13 protein-coding genes, 1 tRNA gene, 1 rRNA gene, 2 pseudogenes and 1 riboswitch are annotated in these 15,879 nt (G+C 57.9%); of the genes and pseudogenes, 9 read left to right on the top strand and 8 right to left on the bottom strand.

Translation table 11 applies throughout. From position 1 onward, the window contains the following. Positions 1–79: 79 nt before the first annotated feature. Both AAHB66_RS01130 and AAHB66_RS01125 read right to left on the bottom strand, forming a co-directional pair. A tRNA-Glu gene (locus tag AAHB66_RS01130) sits at positions 80–155 on the bottom strand. 86 nt (positions 156–241) lie between these two features. Next, positions 242–1,785 (bottom strand): 16S ribosomal RNA (locus AAHB66_RS01125). Positions 1,786–2,346: 561 nt separating this feature from the next. Between AAHB66_RS01125 and purH the strand changes: the two genes are divergently transcribed. Both purH and purD read left to right on the top strand, forming a co-directional pair. Further along, positions 2,347–3,936 carry a bifunctional phosphoribosylaminoimidazolecarboxamide formyltransferase/IMP cyclohydrolase gene (purH, locus tag AAHB66_RS01120; protein ID WP_347114913.1) on the top strand — a complete coding sequence of 530 codons (1,590 nt, stop codon included), beginning with the start codon at positions 2,347–2,349 and terminating at the stop codon, positions 3,934–3,936. A 15-nt stretch (positions 3,937–3,951) separates the two neighbouring features. Then, positions 3,952–5,245: pseudogene (gene purD / locus AAHB66_RS01115) on the top strand (phosphoribosylamine--glycine ligase). Between the two features lie 42 nt (positions 5,246–5,287). Here the strand turns inward: purD and AAHB66_RS01110 are convergent. The 6 genes from AAHB66_RS01110 to nudC form a co-directional block, all read right to left on the bottom strand. Beyond that, positions 5,288–5,980, bottom strand: a complete 693-nt coding sequence (locus AAHB66_RS01110) for a DUF1481 domain-containing protein (RefSeq protein ID WP_347114912.1) — start codon at positions 5,978–5,980, stop codon at positions 5,288–5,290. A gap of 11 nt (positions 5,981–5,991) precedes the next feature. Beyond that, on the bottom strand, positions 5,992–6,264 hold the full coding sequence (gene hupA / locus AAHB66_RS01105; RefSeq protein WP_032615913.1) for a nucleoid-associated protein HU-alpha: 273 nt from the start codon (positions 6,262–6,264) through the stop codon (positions 5,992–5,994). 189 nt (positions 6,265–6,453) lie between these two features. Then, a complete protein-coding gene (locus AAHB66_RS01100) occupies positions 6,454–7,044 on the bottom strand; it encodes a YjaG family protein (RefSeq protein ID WP_032615911.1) in 591 nt (196 codons plus the stop codon). A gap of 41 nt (positions 7,045–7,085) precedes the next feature. Further along, complete coding sequence (gene nfi, locus AAHB66_RS01095; protein ID WP_347114911.1) at positions 7,086–7,757, bottom strand: deoxyribonuclease V; 672 nt, start codon at positions 7,755–7,757, stop codon at positions 7,086–7,088. Between the two features lie 9 nt (positions 7,758–7,766). Continuing rightward, a complete protein-coding gene (gene hemE, locus AAHB66_RS01090) occupies positions 7,767–8,831 on the bottom strand; it encodes a uroporphyrinogen decarboxylase (protein ID WP_347114910.1) in 1,065 nt (354 codons plus the stop codon). A 40-nt stretch (positions 8,832–8,871) separates the two neighbouring features. Continuing rightward, positions 8,872–9,645, bottom strand: coding sequence for an NAD(+) diphosphatase (nudC, locus tag AAHB66_RS01085; RefSeq protein ID WP_347114909.1), 774 nt, complete (start codon positions 9,643–9,645; stop codon positions 8,872–8,874). A gap of 95 nt (positions 9,646–9,740) precedes the next feature. Between nudC and rsd the strand changes: the two genes are divergently transcribed. The 7 genes and pseudogenes from rsd to thiH all read left to right on the top strand — a co-directional run bounded on the left by rsd (position 9,741) and on the right by thiH (position 15,842). Further along, positions 9,741–10,238, top strand: a complete 498-nt coding sequence (rsd, locus tag AAHB66_RS01080; protein ID WP_333852844.1) for a sigma D regulator — start codon at positions 9,741–9,743, stop codon at positions 10,236–10,238. Positions 10,239–10,291: 53 nt separating this feature from the next. Next, positions 10,292–10,400, top strand: a riboswitch (TPP riboswitch). A 76-nt stretch (positions 10,401–10,476) separates the two neighbouring features. Next, positions 10,477–12,373: pseudogene (thiC, locus tag AAHB66_RS01075) on the top strand (phosphomethylpyrimidine synthase ThiC). Then, a complete protein-coding gene (gene thiE / locus AAHB66_RS01070) occupies positions 12,373–13,008 on the top strand; it encodes a thiamine phosphate synthase (RefSeq protein WP_347114908.1) in 636 nt (211 codons plus the stop codon). Before thiC ends, thiE begins: the two are co-directional and overlap by 1 nt. Then, positions 13,001–13,756, top strand: coding sequence for a HesA/MoeB/ThiF family protein (locus tag AAHB66_RS01065; RefSeq protein WP_347114907.1), 756 nt, complete (start codon positions 13,001–13,003; stop codon positions 13,754–13,756). The genes thiE and AAHB66_RS01065 overlap by 8 nt, the downstream gene beginning before the upstream one ends. Continuing rightward, on the top strand, positions 13,740–13,940 hold the full coding sequence (gene thiS, locus AAHB66_RS01060; RefSeq protein WP_347114906.1) for a sulfur carrier protein ThiS: 201 nt from the start codon (positions 13,740–13,742) through the stop codon (positions 13,938–13,940). The genes AAHB66_RS01065 and thiS overlap by 17 nt, the downstream gene beginning before the upstream one ends. 1 nt (position 13,941) lies before the next feature. Further along, positions 13,942–14,712: a thiazole synthase gene (gene thiG, locus AAHB66_RS01055; RefSeq protein ID WP_347114905.1), complete on the top strand. Its 771-nt coding sequence runs from the start codon at positions 13,942–13,944 to the stop codon at positions 14,710–14,712. Beyond that, positions 14,709–15,842 carry a 2-iminoacetate synthase ThiH gene (thiH, locus tag AAHB66_RS01050; protein ID WP_347114904.1) on the top strand — a complete coding sequence of 378 codons (1,134 nt, stop codon included), beginning with the start codon at positions 14,709–14,711 and terminating at the stop codon, positions 15,840–15,842. Before thiG ends, thiH begins: the two co-directional genes overlap by 4 nt. Positions 15,843–15,879: the final 37 nt, after the last annotated feature.

Below are 15,879 nucleotides of genomic sequence, written 5' to 3'. Positions count from 1 at the left end.
GAGCAAATATCTCAAACGTAACTCACTGAGTTAGTTTTGAGATATAAAGGCAGGTGACTTTCACTCACAAACCAGCAAGTGGCGTCCCCTAGGGGATTCGAACCCCTGTTACCGCCGTGAAAGGGCGGTGTCCTGGGCCTCTAGACGAAGGGGACACTAAAGTCTGCTTCGGCAAGACGCCTTGCTTTTTACTTTTCATCAGACAATCTGTGTGAGCACTGCAAAGGCAGGTTCTTTAAGGTAAGGAGGTGATCCAACCGCAGGTTCCCCTACGGTTACCTTGTTACGACTTCACCCCAGTCATGAATCACAAAGTGGTAAGCGCCCTCCCGAAGGTTAAGCTACCTACTTCTTTTGCAACCCACTCCCATGGTGTGACGGGCGGTGTGTACAAGGCCCGGGAACGTATTCACCGTAGCATTCTGATCTACGATTACTAGCGATTCCGACTTCATGGAGTCGAGTTGCAGACTCCAATCCGGACTACGACGCACTTTATGAGGTCCGCTTGCTCTCGCGAGGTCGCTTCTCTTTGTATGCGCCATTGTAGCACGTGTGTAGCCCTACTCGTAAGGGCCATGATGACTTGACGTCATCCCCACCTTCCTCCAGTTTATCACTGGCAGTCTCCTTTGAGTTCCCGGCCTAACCGCTGGCAACAAAGGATAAGGGTTGCGCTCGTTGCGGGACTTAACCCAACATTTCACAACACGAGCTGACGACAGCCATGCAGCACCTGTCTCAGAGTTCCCGAAGGCACCAAAGCATCTCTGCTAAGTTCTCTGGATGTCAAGAGTAGGTAAGGTTCTTCGCGTTGCATCGAATTAAACCACATGCTCCACCGCTTGTGCGGGCCCCCGTCAATTCATTTGAGTTTTAACCTTGCGGCCGTACTCCCCAGGCGGTCGACTTAACGCGTTAGCTCCGGAAGCCACTCCTCAAGGGAACAACCTCCAAGTCGACATCGTTTACGGCGTGGACTACCAGGGTATCTAATCCTGTTTGCTCCCCACGCTTTCGCACCTGAGCGTCAGTCTTTGTCCAGGGGGGCCGCCTTCGCCACCGGTATTCCTCCAGATCTCTACGCATTTCACCGCTACACCTGGAATTCTACCCCCCCTCTACAAGACTCTAGCCTGCCAGTTTCGAATGCAGTTCCCAGGTTGAGCCCGGGGATTTCACATCCGACTTGACAGACCGCCTGCGTGCGCTTTACGCCCAGTAATTCCGATTAACGCTTGCACCCTCCGTATTACCGCGGCTGCTGGCACGGAGTTAGCCGGTGCTTCTTCTGCGGGTAACGTCAATCGACAAGGTTATTAACCTTATCGCCTTCCTCCCCGCTGAAAGTACTTTACAACCCGAAGGCCTTCTTCATACACGCGGCATGGCTGCATCAGGCTTGCGCCCATTGTGCAATATTCCCCACTGCTGCCTCCCGTAGGAGTCTGGACCGTGTCTCAGTTCCAGTGTGGCTGGTCATCCTCTCAGACCAGCTAGGGATCGTCGCCTAGGTGAGCCGTTACCCCACCTACTAGCTAATCCCATCTGGGCACATCTGATGGCAAGAGGCCCTAAGGTCCCCCTCTTTGGTCTTGCGACGTTATGCGGTATTAGCTACCGTTTCCAGTAGTTATCCCCCTCCATCAGGCAGTTTCCCAGACATTACTCACCCGTCCGCCGCTCGCCGGCAAAGTAGCAAGCTACTTTCCGCTGCCGCTCGACTTGCATGTGTTAGGCCTGCCGCCAGCGTTCAATCTGAGCCATGATCAAACTCTTCAATTTAAGTTTGATGCTCGTGAATTAAACTTCGTAATGAATTACGTATGTTCACTCAGAGACTTTGGTATTCATTTATTGTCCGAAGACATTAAGAATCCATGTCACTTTGAGTGCCCACACAGATTGTCTGATAAATTGTTAAAGAGCAGTGCAACGCGGCTTTCGCTCACCGTTGCGAGGTGGCGTATATTACGCTTTCCTCTTTCAGAGTCAAGCGATTATTTCACGCTTTTCTCTTCAACCGGCCCGGCTGTTTGTGTGAAGTGATTCACATCTGCCGTGTCGATGGAGGCGCATTATAGGGAGTTCTCCCGGAGCCGCAACCCTTAAATGACAGAAAAATGACTGACTGCTGCATTCCCCAGCAAAACCCCGCTTTATACCTGATTACACACAGACTTATCCACAATGCGACGAAAAAGTGAAAATGTGCGAGCGTTGCGCAAACGTTTTCGTTAAAATGCTCGCGCTAAATAAAGCGCCCCCACCAGGTGTGTTAGTTGAGTTTTTATGTGGAAAATTCACCTAACGCTCTCTGTAATCGTCAAATCCAGGGGATTTACCATGCAACAACGTCGTCCAGTCCGCCGCGCTCTGCTCAGTGTTTCTGATAAAGCCGGTATCGTCGAATTCGCTCAGGCACTTTCTGCACGTGGTGTGGAGCTGCTGTCCACTGGCGGTACTGCCCGCCTGTTAGCAGATAAAGGCCTGCCGGTAACCGAAGTGTCCGATTACACCGGTTTCCCGGAAATGATGGATGGACGCGTCAAAACCCTGCACCCGAAAGTTCACGGCGGCATTCTGGGTCGTCGCGGTCAGGACGACGGCATTATGGATCAGCACGGGATCGCACCGATCGATATGGTTGTCGTTAACCTCTACCCGTTCGCCCAGACCGTTGCCCGTGAAGGCTGCTCCCTGGAAGATGCGGTAGAGAATATCGATATCGGCGGCCCGACCATGGTGCGCTCCGCCGCCAAGAACCATAAAGATGTCGCCATCGTAGTGAAGAGCAGCGACTACGACGCCATTATTAAAGAGATGGACGCCAACGAAGGCTCACTGAATCTCGAGACCCGTTTCGACCTCGCCATTAAAGCGTTCGAACATACCGCCGCCTACGACAGCATGATTGCCAACTACTTCGGTAGCCTGGTGCCAGCCTATCACGGCGAAAGCAACGAACCTTCCGGCCGTTTCTCTCGCACCTTAAACCTGAACTTCATTAAGAAGCAGGATATGCGCTACGGTGAGAACAGCCACCAGCAGGCTGCCTTCTATATAGAAGAAGAGGTAAAAGAAGCCTCTGTTGCCACCGCACAGCAGGTTCAGGGCAAAGCACTCTCCTATAACAACATCGCAGACACCGACGCGGCGCTGGAGTGCGTGAAGGAGTTCAGCGAGCCAGCCTGCGTGATCGTCAAGCACGCCAACCCATGCGGCGTAGCGGTCAGCACCTCGATTCTGGATGCTTACGATCGCGCGTACAAAACCGACCCGACCTCTGCGTTCGGCGGCATTATCGCTTTCAACCGCGAACTGGATGCCGAAACCGCTCAGGCGATCATCTCCCGCCAGTTTGTTGAAGTGATCATCGCCCCTTCTGCCACTGAAGAAGCCCTGAAAATCACTGCCGCAAAACAGAACGTGCGCGTGCTGACCTGTGGCCAGTGGGCGGAACGCGTTCCGGGCCTGGACTTCAAGCGTGTGAACGGCGGTCTGCTGGTACAGGATCGTGACCTGGGTATGGTGACAGAAGCCGACCTGCGCGTGGTCAGCAAACGTCAGCCGACCGAACAGGAACTGCGTGATGCGCTGTTCTGCTGGAAGGTGGCGAAGTTCGTGAAATCCAATGCCATCGTCTATGCGAAAGAGAACATGACCATCGGGATAGGTGCAGGCCAGATGAGCCGCGTCTACTCTGCGAAAATTGCCGGTATCAAGGCAGGCGACGAAGGTCTGGAAGTGAAAGGCTCCGCCATGGCCTCTGACGCCTTCTTCCCGTTCCGTGACGGTATCGATGCGGCTGCGGCTGTGGGCATTACCTGCGTGATCCAGCCTGGCGGTTCTATCCGTGATGATGAAGTCATTGCCGCTGCCGATGAACACGGCATCGCGATGATCTTCACCGACATGCGTCATTTCCGCCATTAATCCCCGGAGCAGAGAATGAAAGTATTAGTGATTGGTAACGGCGGGCGCGAGCACGCCCTGGCGTGGAAAGCGGCGCAGTCTCCGCAGGTGAACACCGTCTTCGTGGCACCGGGTAACGCCGGTACTGCTTTGGAACCTGCTCTGCAGAACGTCGCCATCGGCGTGACCGATATCCCGGCGCTGCTGAGCTTTGCCCAGAACGAGAAGATCGATCTGACCATCGTCGGCCCGGAAGCACCGCTGGTGATTGGCGTGGTGGATGCGTTCCGCGCGGCGGGCCTGACCATCTTTGGCCCGACCGAAGGTGCCGCCCAACTGGAAGGCTCTAAAGCCTTCACTAAAGATTTTCTCGCGCGTCATAACATCCCGACCGCGGAGTATCAGAACTTCACCGAAGTGGAGCCAGCCCTTGCGTATCTGCGTGAGAAAGGCGCGCCGATTGTCATCAAGGCCGACGGCCTGGCCGCCGGTAAAGGCGTGATCGTGGCGATGACCCTCGAAGAGGCTGAAGCCGCGGTCCAGGATATGCTGGCGGGTAACGCTTTTGGCGACGCGGGCCACCGTATCGTGATCGAGGAGTTCCTCGACGGTGAAGAGGCGAGCTTTATCGTGATGGTCGACGGCGAGCATGTGCTGCCGATGGCCACCAGCCAGGATCACAAGCGCGTTGGCGATGCGGATACCGGCCCGAACACCGGGGGGGATGGGTGCCTACTCTCCTGCGCCGGTAGTAACTGATGAAGTCCACCAGCGCACCATGGACCGCATCATCTGGCCAACCGTTAAAGGCATGGCGGCGGAAGGCAATACCTACACCGGTTTCCTCTACGCTGGCCTGATGATCGACAAGCAGGGCAACCCGAAGGTGATTGAGTTCAACTGCCGCTTTGGCGATCCGGAAACTCAGCCGATCATGCTGCGCATGAAATCCGATCTGGTGGATCTGTGCCTGGCAGCCTGCGAAGGCAAGCTGGACACGAAAACCTCCGAGTGGGACGAGCGTGCGTCGCTGGGCGTGGTGATTGCTGCGGGTGGCTACCCTGGCAACTACAGCACCGGGGATGAGATCCACGGTCTGCCGCTGGAGCAGGTGGAAGGCGCGAAGGTGTTTCATGCCGGCACGACGCTGTCTGAGGACGATCGCGTGCTGACCAACGGTGGCCGCGTTCTGTGCGCCACCGCGCTGGGTCATACCGTCGCACAAGCGCAGCAGCGCGCCTATGCCCTGATGGCGGATATTCGCTGGAACGGTAGCTTCAGCCGTAACGATATTGGCTATCGTGCCATTGCGCGGGAGCAAGGGGAGTAATTTTTCCCTCAACCTGACCCTCTCCCTCCAGGGAGAGGGGATTTAAAAACTCTTCTCGGTTGGCTGCCAGGTACAGAAATCTTCGTTCGCCACCAGCAGCAGCTGTGACCCTTCCGGCGCTTCCAGCCACGCCACGCTGACTTCCATGGAGGAATGGCTCTGACGCCGTCCGATATGTTCCGTCGCCCAGCTATCAAGATCCGGTTTCAGGGTCTGGCCTTCGCAGGTGGTCACGGTGCCGTCGGCATGCCAGCGCCCCTGATGCAGCACTACCCGTCCCTGTCGCAGCGCGTCGCTGGTCTGACGCACCTGGTCGGCACGGTAGCGGTAGAGGTCAATTTGATCGGTGGAGAGTTGCTGCTTAAGACCGCCGATTTCGCGCTGCATAAAGCTCAGCTCACCGTGGTCGTCAAAACGCACCCGCACATGCTCGGGCACCTTGCTGTAGATGTTCACGTCAATAAAGGCCAGCGTATCACCCTGCCAGCGATATTCACTGGTGGTGGTACTGCCGCTATGCCAGGGACTGAAAGCGGAGAGCAGATGGACTTCATCGTCCGTGTCTTTACGCCAGATACGTACCGCACCCTGATCGTCAGCGTAACCGCTGGCGGTAAAAGGCGGCAGAGAAGAGTCATGGCTGCAGGCGGACAGCAAGAGTATGCCTGCCAGCGCCATTGCCTGGCGCCAGACAGACAAAAGGGGCGAAACCGCCCCCTCGATAAAACTGTTCACTGCTACGCGGCTTACTTAACTGCGTCTTTCAGTGCTTTGCCAGAAACAAATGCTGGCACGTTAGCTGCAGCGATTTTGATTTCGTTACCGGTCTGCGGGTTGCGGCCAGTACGCTCAGCGCGGTGGTTCACTTTGAAGGTACCGAAACCTACCAGTTGTACAGCATCGCCTTCTTTCAGAGACTCAGTAATAGCAGCCAGGGTGGATTCCAGAGCAGCTTTAGCCTGTACTTTAGACAGATCAGCCTTGTCCGCAATTACATCAATCAGTTGAGTCTTGTTCATAAGTTATCCTTTCAATGTGTTTATCGCTTGCTAAGCATCGAGTGCGACGAAAATGCCAAAAAAAGCACTCTCCTGCATACACGCACCGATAGCCACTTTTTTTCGCCCCCCCAAATGTAGACCAGACGGGGGGGCGAAAGGGAAGAGTACAGGTATGACAAAACAGGCGTAAAATCACGTTTTATTGTTTCACTGGTGAAGATTTATACCAATGTTACTCTCGCCTGCCTCACGCAAGTCTGCACGCAGACCTTTAATCAGCTCGATATCGCGTTCTTCGCACTCTGCCAGCAAACGGAATATTTCCCACTGGATGTCCCATTCCTGCTCAACCGCCGGGTTTAAACGGAGCTCTTCATCGGTCATTTCACGACCAGCCTGGGTCATCTCCAGCATCGCTACGGAAGTGATTGAGGCCTTACTGACTTCGATGGCATGTTCCAGAGTTTCGCCACTCAGGCGCGAGTGAATCAGTTCACTTAATGCCACGCAGGCATCAATTGCCGGATAGACACCATAGACATCATAGTCATCGGCAACGGGGATCGCCTCTTCCAGCTTATCGAGCTGAGAATCGAAGTTCACCTTCGCATCTTTGACCGTCAGCGTCTCCCACACCAGATCGAGAATACGGCGATACAGCTGGCCGTCACCAAATTCAGTCTGCTTGCAGAACATGGCGTAGTTCGGGTACATGCGTTCGCACAGGCAGGCCATAAAGGTGACATGCTGCCAGCTTTCCAGCTTCTCGAGGCGCAGGTGGATCGGGTTTTGTAACATGATGAAGTCTCGAATCGAAAATTAGCCGCAGTTTACCTGAATCAGCGCTGAATTTCCTGCCAACGAACAAAAGCGGGACGCCCGGAAGCCACCGCATCGGCCCAGCGGGTCGGCTCCGGTAATCGATAACCCTTCATGCAGCGCTGAACCCACGCCAGCGCGGTGTCAGTACTGACGCGATGGCCGGTGGCGATGAATAGCGGATTGCAGCGCGCCTTGCTGCGCCAGACCCACGCCAGCTGTTCGCCTTTGTCCATCAAGGGTGCCAGCGCGCCGGGTTCGGCAGACAGGGGTTCAAACTTACCGCAGAGGCGCTTTTTCGCTACCCCGATAGTCGGAACATCCACCAGCATACCAAAATGGCTGGCGACACCGAGACGGCGCGGATGGGAGATCCCGTGGCCATCGACAAACATCAGGTCGGGTCTTCGCGAAAGCTGATCCCACGCGGCCAGCAGCGCGGGATATTCACGGAAAGAGAGGAATCCGGGGATGTAAGGCATGGTGGTGGCGATGCGCGCCACCTGATACTCGACCAGCTCCAGTTCGGGCCAGGTCAGCAGGACTATCGCCGCCCGCGTCACCTCACCGCCCTGCTCAAACCCGACATCTGCCCCGGCAATCAGCGCGGGAGGGTCTTTATCCAGCCGGTCTTCACGGGATACCGACGCAGCAAGTTTAAGTTGTTGAGCGCGAAGTGACGCAAGATCCATAACGACTCCTTACAGGTGATACTGGGCAGAAAGTCGGTGCACCGCCTCCACAAACACGCCTGCATGTTCTGGCGGTACATCCTGATGAATACCGTGCCCCAGGTTAAACACATGGCCTTCGCCCTGACCGAAGCCCGCCAGAATGGTCGCGACTTCTTCTTCAATACGGGCGGCCGGAGCATACAGCATAGACGGATCCATGTTGCCCTGCAGGGCGACTTTGTCCCCAACGCGACGGCGCGCGTCGGCAATATCGGTAGTCCAGTCAAGGCCCAGCGCATCACAGCCGGTCTCCGCCAGGGCTTCCAGCCACTGCCCACCGCCTTTGGTGAACAGGGTCACCGGCACGCGACGGCCTTCGTTTTCACGCAGCAGACCATCGACGATTTTATGCATGTAGTAGAGCGAGAACTGCTGATAATCGCGGCCCGTCAGCACCCCACCCCAGGTATCGAAGATCATCACCGACTGAGCGCCCGCTTTGATCTGGGCGTTCAGGTACAGGGTGACGCTTTTCGCCAGCTTATCCAGCAGAGCATGCAGCGCCAGCGGATCGGCGTACATCATCTTTTTGATTAGGGTGAAGGCCTTACTGCTGCCGCCTTCGACCATGTAGGTCGCCAGCGTCCACGGGCTGCCGGAGAAGCCGATCAGCGGCACTTCGCCTTTCAGCTCGCGGCGAATGGTGCGCACCGCATTCATCACATAACCGAGCTCCTGCTCCGGGTCCGGGATTGGCAGGTTATCGATGTCCGCTTTACTCTTAATCGGCGAGCTAAAGCGTGGGCCTTCGCCAGTTTCAAAGTACAGGCCAAGCCCCATCGCATCGGGGATAGTCAGGATATCGGAGAAGAGGATCGCCGCGTCCAGCGGATAGCGGCGCAGCGGCTGAAGGGTCACTTCGCAGGCCAGCTCCGCGTTTTTGCACAGCGACATAAAATCGCCCGCCTGCGCGCGCGTGGCTTTGTATTCCGGCAAATAGCGGCCCGCCTGGCGCATCATCCATACCGGGGTGAAATCAACGGGTTGGCGCAGCAGCGCACGCAGATAACGATCGTTCTTCAGTTCGGTCATTTTTGCAGTTCCTTAAGCGTCTTATCCCCAGTGTACCACGTCATTCATAGTCGGCCCGACACATTGCCACCGTATCTTCTATCAGCCGGCGGGCCACGGTGCCCGGCGGTGGTAACAGCGGTAAATCGTCGTAGCGATACCAGTCGGCTGACAGCAGTTCTTTCGGGTCGATGACGATCTCACCGCTGTCGTACTCGGCCATAAAGGCGGTCATCAGCGACTGTGGGAATGGCCACGGCTGTGAGGTGACATAGCGCAGGTTCTTCACCTTGATACCGCTCTCCTCCATCACTTCCCGTGCGACCGCCTGCTCCAGGGTTTCGCCCACTTCGACAAACCCGGCCAGCACGGTATGCACGCCGTTGCGATGACGGGTGTGCTGCGCCAGCAAAATGGAATCATCCCGGCGGATGGCGACGATGATGCACGGCGCGATTTGCGGGTAATAGCGTTCCCGGCAGTGGCTGCAGAGCATCGCCCACTCGGTTTTGCTTGGGTGCATGGTGTGGCCACAGTAGCCGCAGAACTTATGCGAGCGATAAAACTCGGCCAACTGCACAGCACGACCTGCCAGCTGGAACAAGCCGACATCAAGATCGAGCACCTGACGCACCGATCCCATATCGTGACGGCGATTTTGTTGGATCAACCACACAGAATCGCCCTTCCACTCGCCAATATTTAGTGCGGGCTGTCCCGCAAGATCGAAATTTCCGGCCTCGCCGTATGGTAATTCACCGCCGGGCAACCATAATTTTTGTTCATGACTGACTAACCACCAGCCACGATCCGATTTTTCAATTATACGATCCATATCTATTGCACTACCTTTGCTTCACAGGCATGTTGGTAACAATACTATTACATTTTGGGTGGGCAGCTTTTAATCTTAACCTTGCGGAGTCAAACATGCTAAACCAGCTAGAAAACCTGACAGAGCGCGTTGGCGGAAGTAACAAACTGGTCGATCGCTGGCTGCACGTGCGGAAACATCTGCTTGTTGCCTACTACAATCTCGTTGGCATTAAGCCTGGCAAAGAGTCCTATATGCGCCTGAACGAAAAAGCGCTGGACGATTTCTGTCAGAGCCTGGTCGACTACCTTTCCAACGGTCATTTCAATATTTATGAACGCTTTATCCGTGAAATGGAAGGTAAGAGTCCGTATTTAGCGGCAACCAAACTCTATCCCCTACTGGAAGCCAATACCCAGCAAATCATGGATTACTACGACTCCACGCTGGAAAACGCCATCGATCAGGATAACTACCTGGAATTTCAGCAGGCGCTTTCCGATATCGGCGAGGCGCTGGAGCAGCGCTTTACGCTGGAAGACAACCTGATCGCCCTTGCGTTGGATCACAATCTGAAAGCGAGCAACGAAGATAACGTCGCCCGACCGGCTTGAGTTATTCCTCGTTAACGCGTAGTTTACATTCACTGCTCCCGCTGTAGGGGAGCTTATTCTTGTCGGAGTGCCCAGTGCGAAAGCCGGGCTGAGACCGTTAATTCGGGATCCGCGGAACCTGATCAGGTTAAGACCTGCGAAGGGAACAAGAGTCAACATATTGCATCGCCCCCGGGCGATCCTCTCTTGCTTCATCCGTCGTCTGACAAGCCACTTCCTGCACTTACTGGAACGAGCTATGTCTGCCACAAAAATGACCCGCCGCGAACAGCGCGCACACGCCCAACACTTTATCGACACTCTGGAAGGCACCGCTTTCCCGAACTCGAAACGCATCTATCTGACCGGTTCGCAGGAGGATATCCGCGTGCCGATGCGCGAGATCCAGCTCAGCCCGACCTTGATCGGCGGCAGCAAAGAGAATCCGCAGTTTGAAGAGAACGAAGCGGTCCCGGTCTACGACACCTCCGGCCCGTACGGCGATCCGGATGTGGCGATTAATGTCCAGCAGGGGCTGGCCAAGCTGCGCCTGCCATGGATAGAAGCCCGTAACGACAGCGAAGCCCTGAACGAGCAAAGCTCGGCTTACACCCGGGAGCGCCTGGCCGATGACGGTCTGGACGAGCTGCGCTTCACCGGGCTGCTCACGCCGAAGCGTGCACGAGCGGGTAAATGCGTGACCCAGCTGCACTACGCCCGCCAGGGGATAGTGACGCCGGAGATGGAGTTTATCGCCATCCGCGAAAATATGGGCCGCGAGCGCATTCGTGGCGAAGTGCTGCGCCACCAGCATCCAGGCGAAGGCTTTGGCGCCCGCCTGCCGGAGAACATCACCCCGGAATTTGTGCGTGACGAAGTGGCCGCGGGCCGTGCCATTATCCCGGCCAACATCAACCACCCGGAATCAGAGCCGATGATCATCGGGCGTAACTTCCTGGTGAAGGTGAATGCCAACATCGGTAACTCGGCGGTCACCTCCTCCATCGAGGAAGAGGTGGAGAAGCTGGTCTGGTCCACCCGCTGGGGTGCCGACACGGTGATGGATCTCTCCACCGGCCGCTATATTCACGAAACCCGCGAATGGATCCTGCGTAACAGCCCGGTGCCGATTGGTACGGTGCCCATCTACCAGGCGCTGGAGAAGGTTAACGGCATCGCGGAAGATCTCACCTGGGAAGCCTTCCGCGATACGCTGCTGGAGCAGGCCGAGCAGGGCGTGGATTACTTCACCATCCACGCAGGCGTGCTGCTGCGCTACGTGCCGATGACCGCTAAACGCCTGACCGGCATCGTCTCCCGCGGCGGTTCGATCATGGCGAAATGGTGCCTGTCCCATCATCAGGAGAACTTCCTGTATGAGCACTTCCGCGAGATCTGCGAAATCTGCGCCGCGTACGACGTGTCGCTGTCGCTGGGCGATGGCCTGCGTCCGGGCTCCATTCGCGATGCCAACGACGAAGCGCAGTTTGCCGAACTCCACACCCTGGGCGAGCTGACCAAAATTGCCTGGGAGTATGACGTGCAGGTGATGATTGAGGGCCCGGGCCACGTGCCGATGCAGATGATCCGCCGCAATATGACCGAAGAGCTGGAGCACTGCCACGAAGCGCCGTTCTACACCCTGGGGCCGTTGACCACCGACATCGCGCCGGGCTATGACCACTTCACCTCCGGAATTGGTGCAGCGATGATCGGCTGGTTTGGCTGCGCCATGCTCTGCTACGTCACGCCGAAAGAGCACCTCGGCCTGCCAAACAAAGAGGACGTGAAGCAGGGGCTGATCACCTACAAGATCGCCGCCCATGCCGCCGACCTGGCGAAGGGTCACCCGGGGGGCGCAGATCCGCGATAACGCCATGTCGAAAGCACGCTTTGAATTCCGCTGGGAAGATCAGTTCAACCTCGCCCTCGACCCCTTCACCGCCCGCGCCTATCACGACGAAACCCTGCCTCAGGAATCCGGCAAAGTGGCGCACTTCTGCTCCATGTGCGGGCCAAAATTCTGCTCGATGAAAATCAGCCAGGAGGTACGCGACTACGCCGCGGCGCAGACCATTGAAGTGGGGATGGCCGACATGTCGGAAACCTTCCGCGCCAAGGGCGGCGTGATCTACCTCAAAAAAGAGGAGGCGTAATGTATCAACCCAACTTCCCGCCGGTACCCTTTCGTCTTGGGCTCTATCCGGTGGTCGACAGCGTGGCCTGGATTGAGCGTCTGCTTGCCGCGGGCGTAAAAACGATCCAGCTGCGCATCAAAGATAAGCAGGATGACGAGGTCGAGGCCGATATCGTGGCGGCCATTGCCCTGGGGCGTCGCTACGACGCCCGCCTGTTTATCAATGATTACTGGCGGCTGGCGATTAAACATCAGGCTTATGGCGTGCATCTCGGCCAGGAAGACCTGGAGACCACCGATCTTGCGGCCATTCGTGCTGCCGGGTTACGCCTCGGCGTCTCAACCCACGACGACATGGAGATCGACGTGGCGCTGGCGGCGCGTCCGTCCTACATCGCCCTCGGGCACGTTTTCCCGACCCAAACCAAGCAGATGCCTTCCGCCCCTCAGGGGCTGGAGCAGCTGGCCCGCCATATCGAACGGCTTGCGGATTACCCTACCGTCGCCATCGGTGGTATCAGTCTCGAACGCGCCGCGGCGGTGCTGGCGACCGGCGTGGGCAGCATTGCGGTGGTGAGCGCTATCACTCAGGCCGATGACTGGCAGGCGGCAACGGCACAGCTACTGCAACTGGCGGGGGCGGGCGATGAATGACCGTGACTTTATGCGCTACAGCCGCCAGATCCTGCTGGAGGATATCGCCATCGACGGGCAGCAGAAGCTGCTCGCCAGCCGGGTATTGCTGGTCGGCCTCGGCGGATTAGGCGCTCCGGCGGCGCTGTACCTGGCCGGTGCCGGGATCGGCACCCTGGTGCTGGCCGACGATGACGAGGTGCATCTGAGTAATTTGCAGCGCCAGATCCTGTTTACTACCGACGATATCGCCCAGCCGAAAGCGCAAGTGACGCAGCGCCGGCTGCAGCAGCTTAACCCGGACATCCGGCTGATTGCCCTGCAGACCCGCCTGGAAGGCAAAGCGCTGCAGGAGGAGATCGCCCGCGCCGACGTGGTGCTGGACTGCACCGATAACATGGCCACCCGCCAGGCGATCAATGCCGCCTGCGTGATGCTCAACACCCCGCTCATCACCGCCAGCGCCGTGGGATTTGGCGGGCAGATGATGGTGCTGACACCGCCCTGGGCGCAGGGCTGCTATCGCTGTCTGTGGCCGGAGGATGACGAGCCGCAACGCAACTGCCGCACCGCAGGCATTGTCGGGCCGGTGGTTGGCGTGATGGGAACCTTGCAGGCGCTGGAGGCGATCAAGCTGCTGAGCGGCATCGAGACCCCGCGCAATGCGCTGCGCCTGTTCGATGCCCGGGCAGGAAGCTGGCGACAGCTGGCCCTGCAGCGCGCCAGCGGCTGTGAGGTATGTGGAGGCCAGCATGCGGATCCTGTTTAACGACGAACCGATGCAGTGCGTGGAAGGCATAACCGTTGCCACTCTGCTCCACCAGCTGCGCCAGTTAAAACCCGGGGTCGCGCTGGCCCTGAATCAACAGATCCTGCCGCGCGAGCAGTGGGATAAACAGCAGGTCTGCGAAGGCGATCGGATCCTGCTCTTTCAGGTGATTGCCGGAGGCTGAGATGTTACGTATTGCTGATAAAACCTTTGATTCACATCTGTTTACCGGCACCGGGAAATTCGCCTCGCCGCAGCTGATGGTGGACGCCATTCGCGAGAGCGGCAGCCAGCTGGTGACCCTGGCGATGAAGCGGGTCGATCTGCGCAATCACAATGACGCTATTCTGGCGCCGCTGCTGGAGGCAGGTGTCAGCCTGCTGCCCAACACCTCCGGGGCCAAAACCGCGGAGGAGGCGGTGTTCGCCGCCCGGCTGGCGCGCGAGGCGCTGGGAACGCACTGGCTCAAGCTGGAGATCCATCCCGATGCCCGCTGGCTGCTGCCCGATCCCATCGAGACGCTGAAAGCGGCGGAAATGCTGGTAAAAGAGGGATTCACGGTGCTGCCCTACTGCGGTGCCGATCCGGTGCTGTGCAAACGGCTTGAAGAGGCGGGTTGCGCGGCGGTGATGCCGCTCGGCGCGCCGATAGGCTCCAACCAGGGGCTGGAAACCCGCGCCATGCTGGAGATCATCATTCAGCAGGCGACCGTGCCGGTGATCGTGGATGCCGGGATCGGCGTTCCCAGCCATGCCGCACAGGCGCTGGAGATGGGGGCCGATGCCGTGCTGGTCAACACCGCCATTGCAGTCGCGGACGATCCGGTGATGATGGCGCGGGCGTTTCGTCTGGCGGTAGAGGCGGGCGTGCTGGCACGCCAGTCTGGCCCCGGCTCGCGGAGCCCTGAAGCCCAGGCCACCAGCCCGTTAACCGGATTTCTGGAGGCCTTCTCATGAATACCTTTACCGATCGCTGGCACCAGCTCAACTGGGACGATATTCGCCTGCGCATCAACAGTAAAACCCCGGCGGACGTTGAGCGCGCTCTGACTGCCCGGCAGCCGACGCGCGAGGATATGATGGCCCTGCTCTCCCCCGCCGCCAGCGCGTATCTTGAGCCGATGGCGCAGCGGGCCCAGCGTCTGACCCGCCAGCGCTTTGGCAACACGGTGAGCTTTTATGTTCCGCTCTATCTCTCCAACCTGTGCGCGAACGACTGTACCTACTGCGGCTTTTCAATGAGCAACCACATCAAGCGCAAAACGCTGGATGAAAATGAGATTGCCCGGGAGTGTGCCACGATCCGCGAGATGGGGTTTGAGCATCTGCTGCTGGTGACCGGCGAGCACCAGGCTAAGGTCGGAATGGACTATTTTCGTCGCCATATCCCGGCCATTCGCCGCCAGTTCGCCTCGTTGCAGATGGAGGTTCAACCCCTGTCAGAGGCCGAATATGGCGAGCTAAAAACGCTGGGGCTGGATGGCGTGCTGGTCTATCAGGAGACCTATCACGAGGCGGTCTATGCTCAACACCACTTGAAAGGTAAAAAGCAGGACTTCTTCTGGCGACTTGAGACCCCGGATCGGCTGGGCCGCGCCGGGATCGACAAGATCGGACTCGGGGCACTGACCGGACTCTCCGACAGCTGGCGGGTCGACAACTTTATGGTGGCGGAACACCTGCTCTGGCTACAGCAGCACTACTGGCAGAGCAGGTACTCGATCTCCTTTCCCCGGCTGCGCCCCTGCGCTGGCGGGATCCAGCCCGCGTCGATCATGGATGAACGTCAGTTGGTGCAGACCATCTGCGCGTTTCGTCTACTGGCGCCGGAGGTGGAGCTGTCACTGTCGACCCGGGAATCCCCCGCGTTTCGCGATCGCGTCATTCCGCTGGCCATTAACAACGTCAGCGCCTTTTCAAAAACCCAGCCAGGCGGCTATGCCGATGACCATCCCGAGCTGGAGCAGTTTGCGCCGCACGATAGTCGTCGCCCGGAAGTGGTTGCCGAAGCGCTCAGCCAGCAGGGATTGCAGCCGGTGTGGAAAGACTGGGATAGCTGGCTGGGACGCGCCTCGCAGCCGGGCTGAAAAAGAGTGTAACCCGATGAAGTTATTACGAGGCGTC

Source organism: Leclercia sp. S52 (genome assembly GCF_039727615.1).
In the GTDB taxonomy this organism is placed as follows: Bacteria; Pseudomonadota; Gammaproteobacteria; order Enterobacterales; family Enterobacteriaceae; genus Enterobacter; species Enterobacter adecarboxylatus_B.
Note: the sequence above shows the minus strand (reverse complement) of the source record. Positions and strands in the feature narration are given on the sequence as shown.

Excerpts from the sequence above, each read along its gene's own strand:
- hemE (WP_347114910.1), bottom strand. The coding sequence starts at position 8,831 with ATGACCGAACTGAAGAACGATCGTTATCTGCGTGCGCTGCTGCGCCAA.
- nfi (WP_347114911.1), bottom strand. The coding sequence starts at position 7,757 with ATGGATCTTGCGTCACTTCGCGCTCAACAACTTAAACTTGCTGCGTCG.
- thiG (WP_347114905.1), top strand. The coding sequence starts at position 13,942 with ATGTTACGTATTGCTGATAAAACCTTTGATTCACATCTGTTTACCGGC.
- thiE (WP_347114908.1), top strand. The coding sequence starts at position 12,373 with ATGTATCAACCCAACTTCCCGCCGGTACCCTTTCGTCTTGGGCTCTAT.
- rsd (WP_333852844.1), top strand. The coding sequence starts at position 9,741 with ATGCTAAACCAGCTAGAAAACCTGACAGAGCGCGTTGGCGGAAGTAAC.
- thiH (WP_347114904.1), top strand. The coding sequence starts at position 14,709 with ATGAATACCTTTACCGATCGCTGGCACCAGCTCAACTGGGACGATATT.
- thiS (WP_347114906.1), top strand. The coding sequence starts at position 13,740 with ATGCGGATCCTGTTTAACGACGAACCGATGCAGTGCGTGGAAGGCATA.
- AAHB66_RS01065 (WP_347114907.1), top strand. The coding sequence starts at position 13,001 with ATGAATGACCGTGACTTTATGCGCTACAGCCGCCAGATCCTGCTGGAG.
- nudC (WP_347114909.1), bottom strand. The coding sequence starts at position 9,645 with ATGGATCGTATAATTGAAAAATCGGATCGTGGCTGGTGGTTAGTCAGT.
- AAHB66_RS01100 (WP_032615911.1), bottom strand. The coding sequence starts at position 7,044 with ATGTTACAAAACCCGATCCACCTGCGCCTCGAGAAGCTGGAAAGCTGG.
- purH (WP_347114913.1), top strand. The coding sequence starts at position 2,347 with ATGCAACAACGTCGTCCAGTCCGCCGCGCTCTGCTCAGTGTTTCTGAT.
- hupA (WP_032615913.1), bottom strand. The coding sequence starts at position 6,264 with ATGAACAAGACTCAACTGATTGATGTAATTGCGGACAAGGCTGATCTG.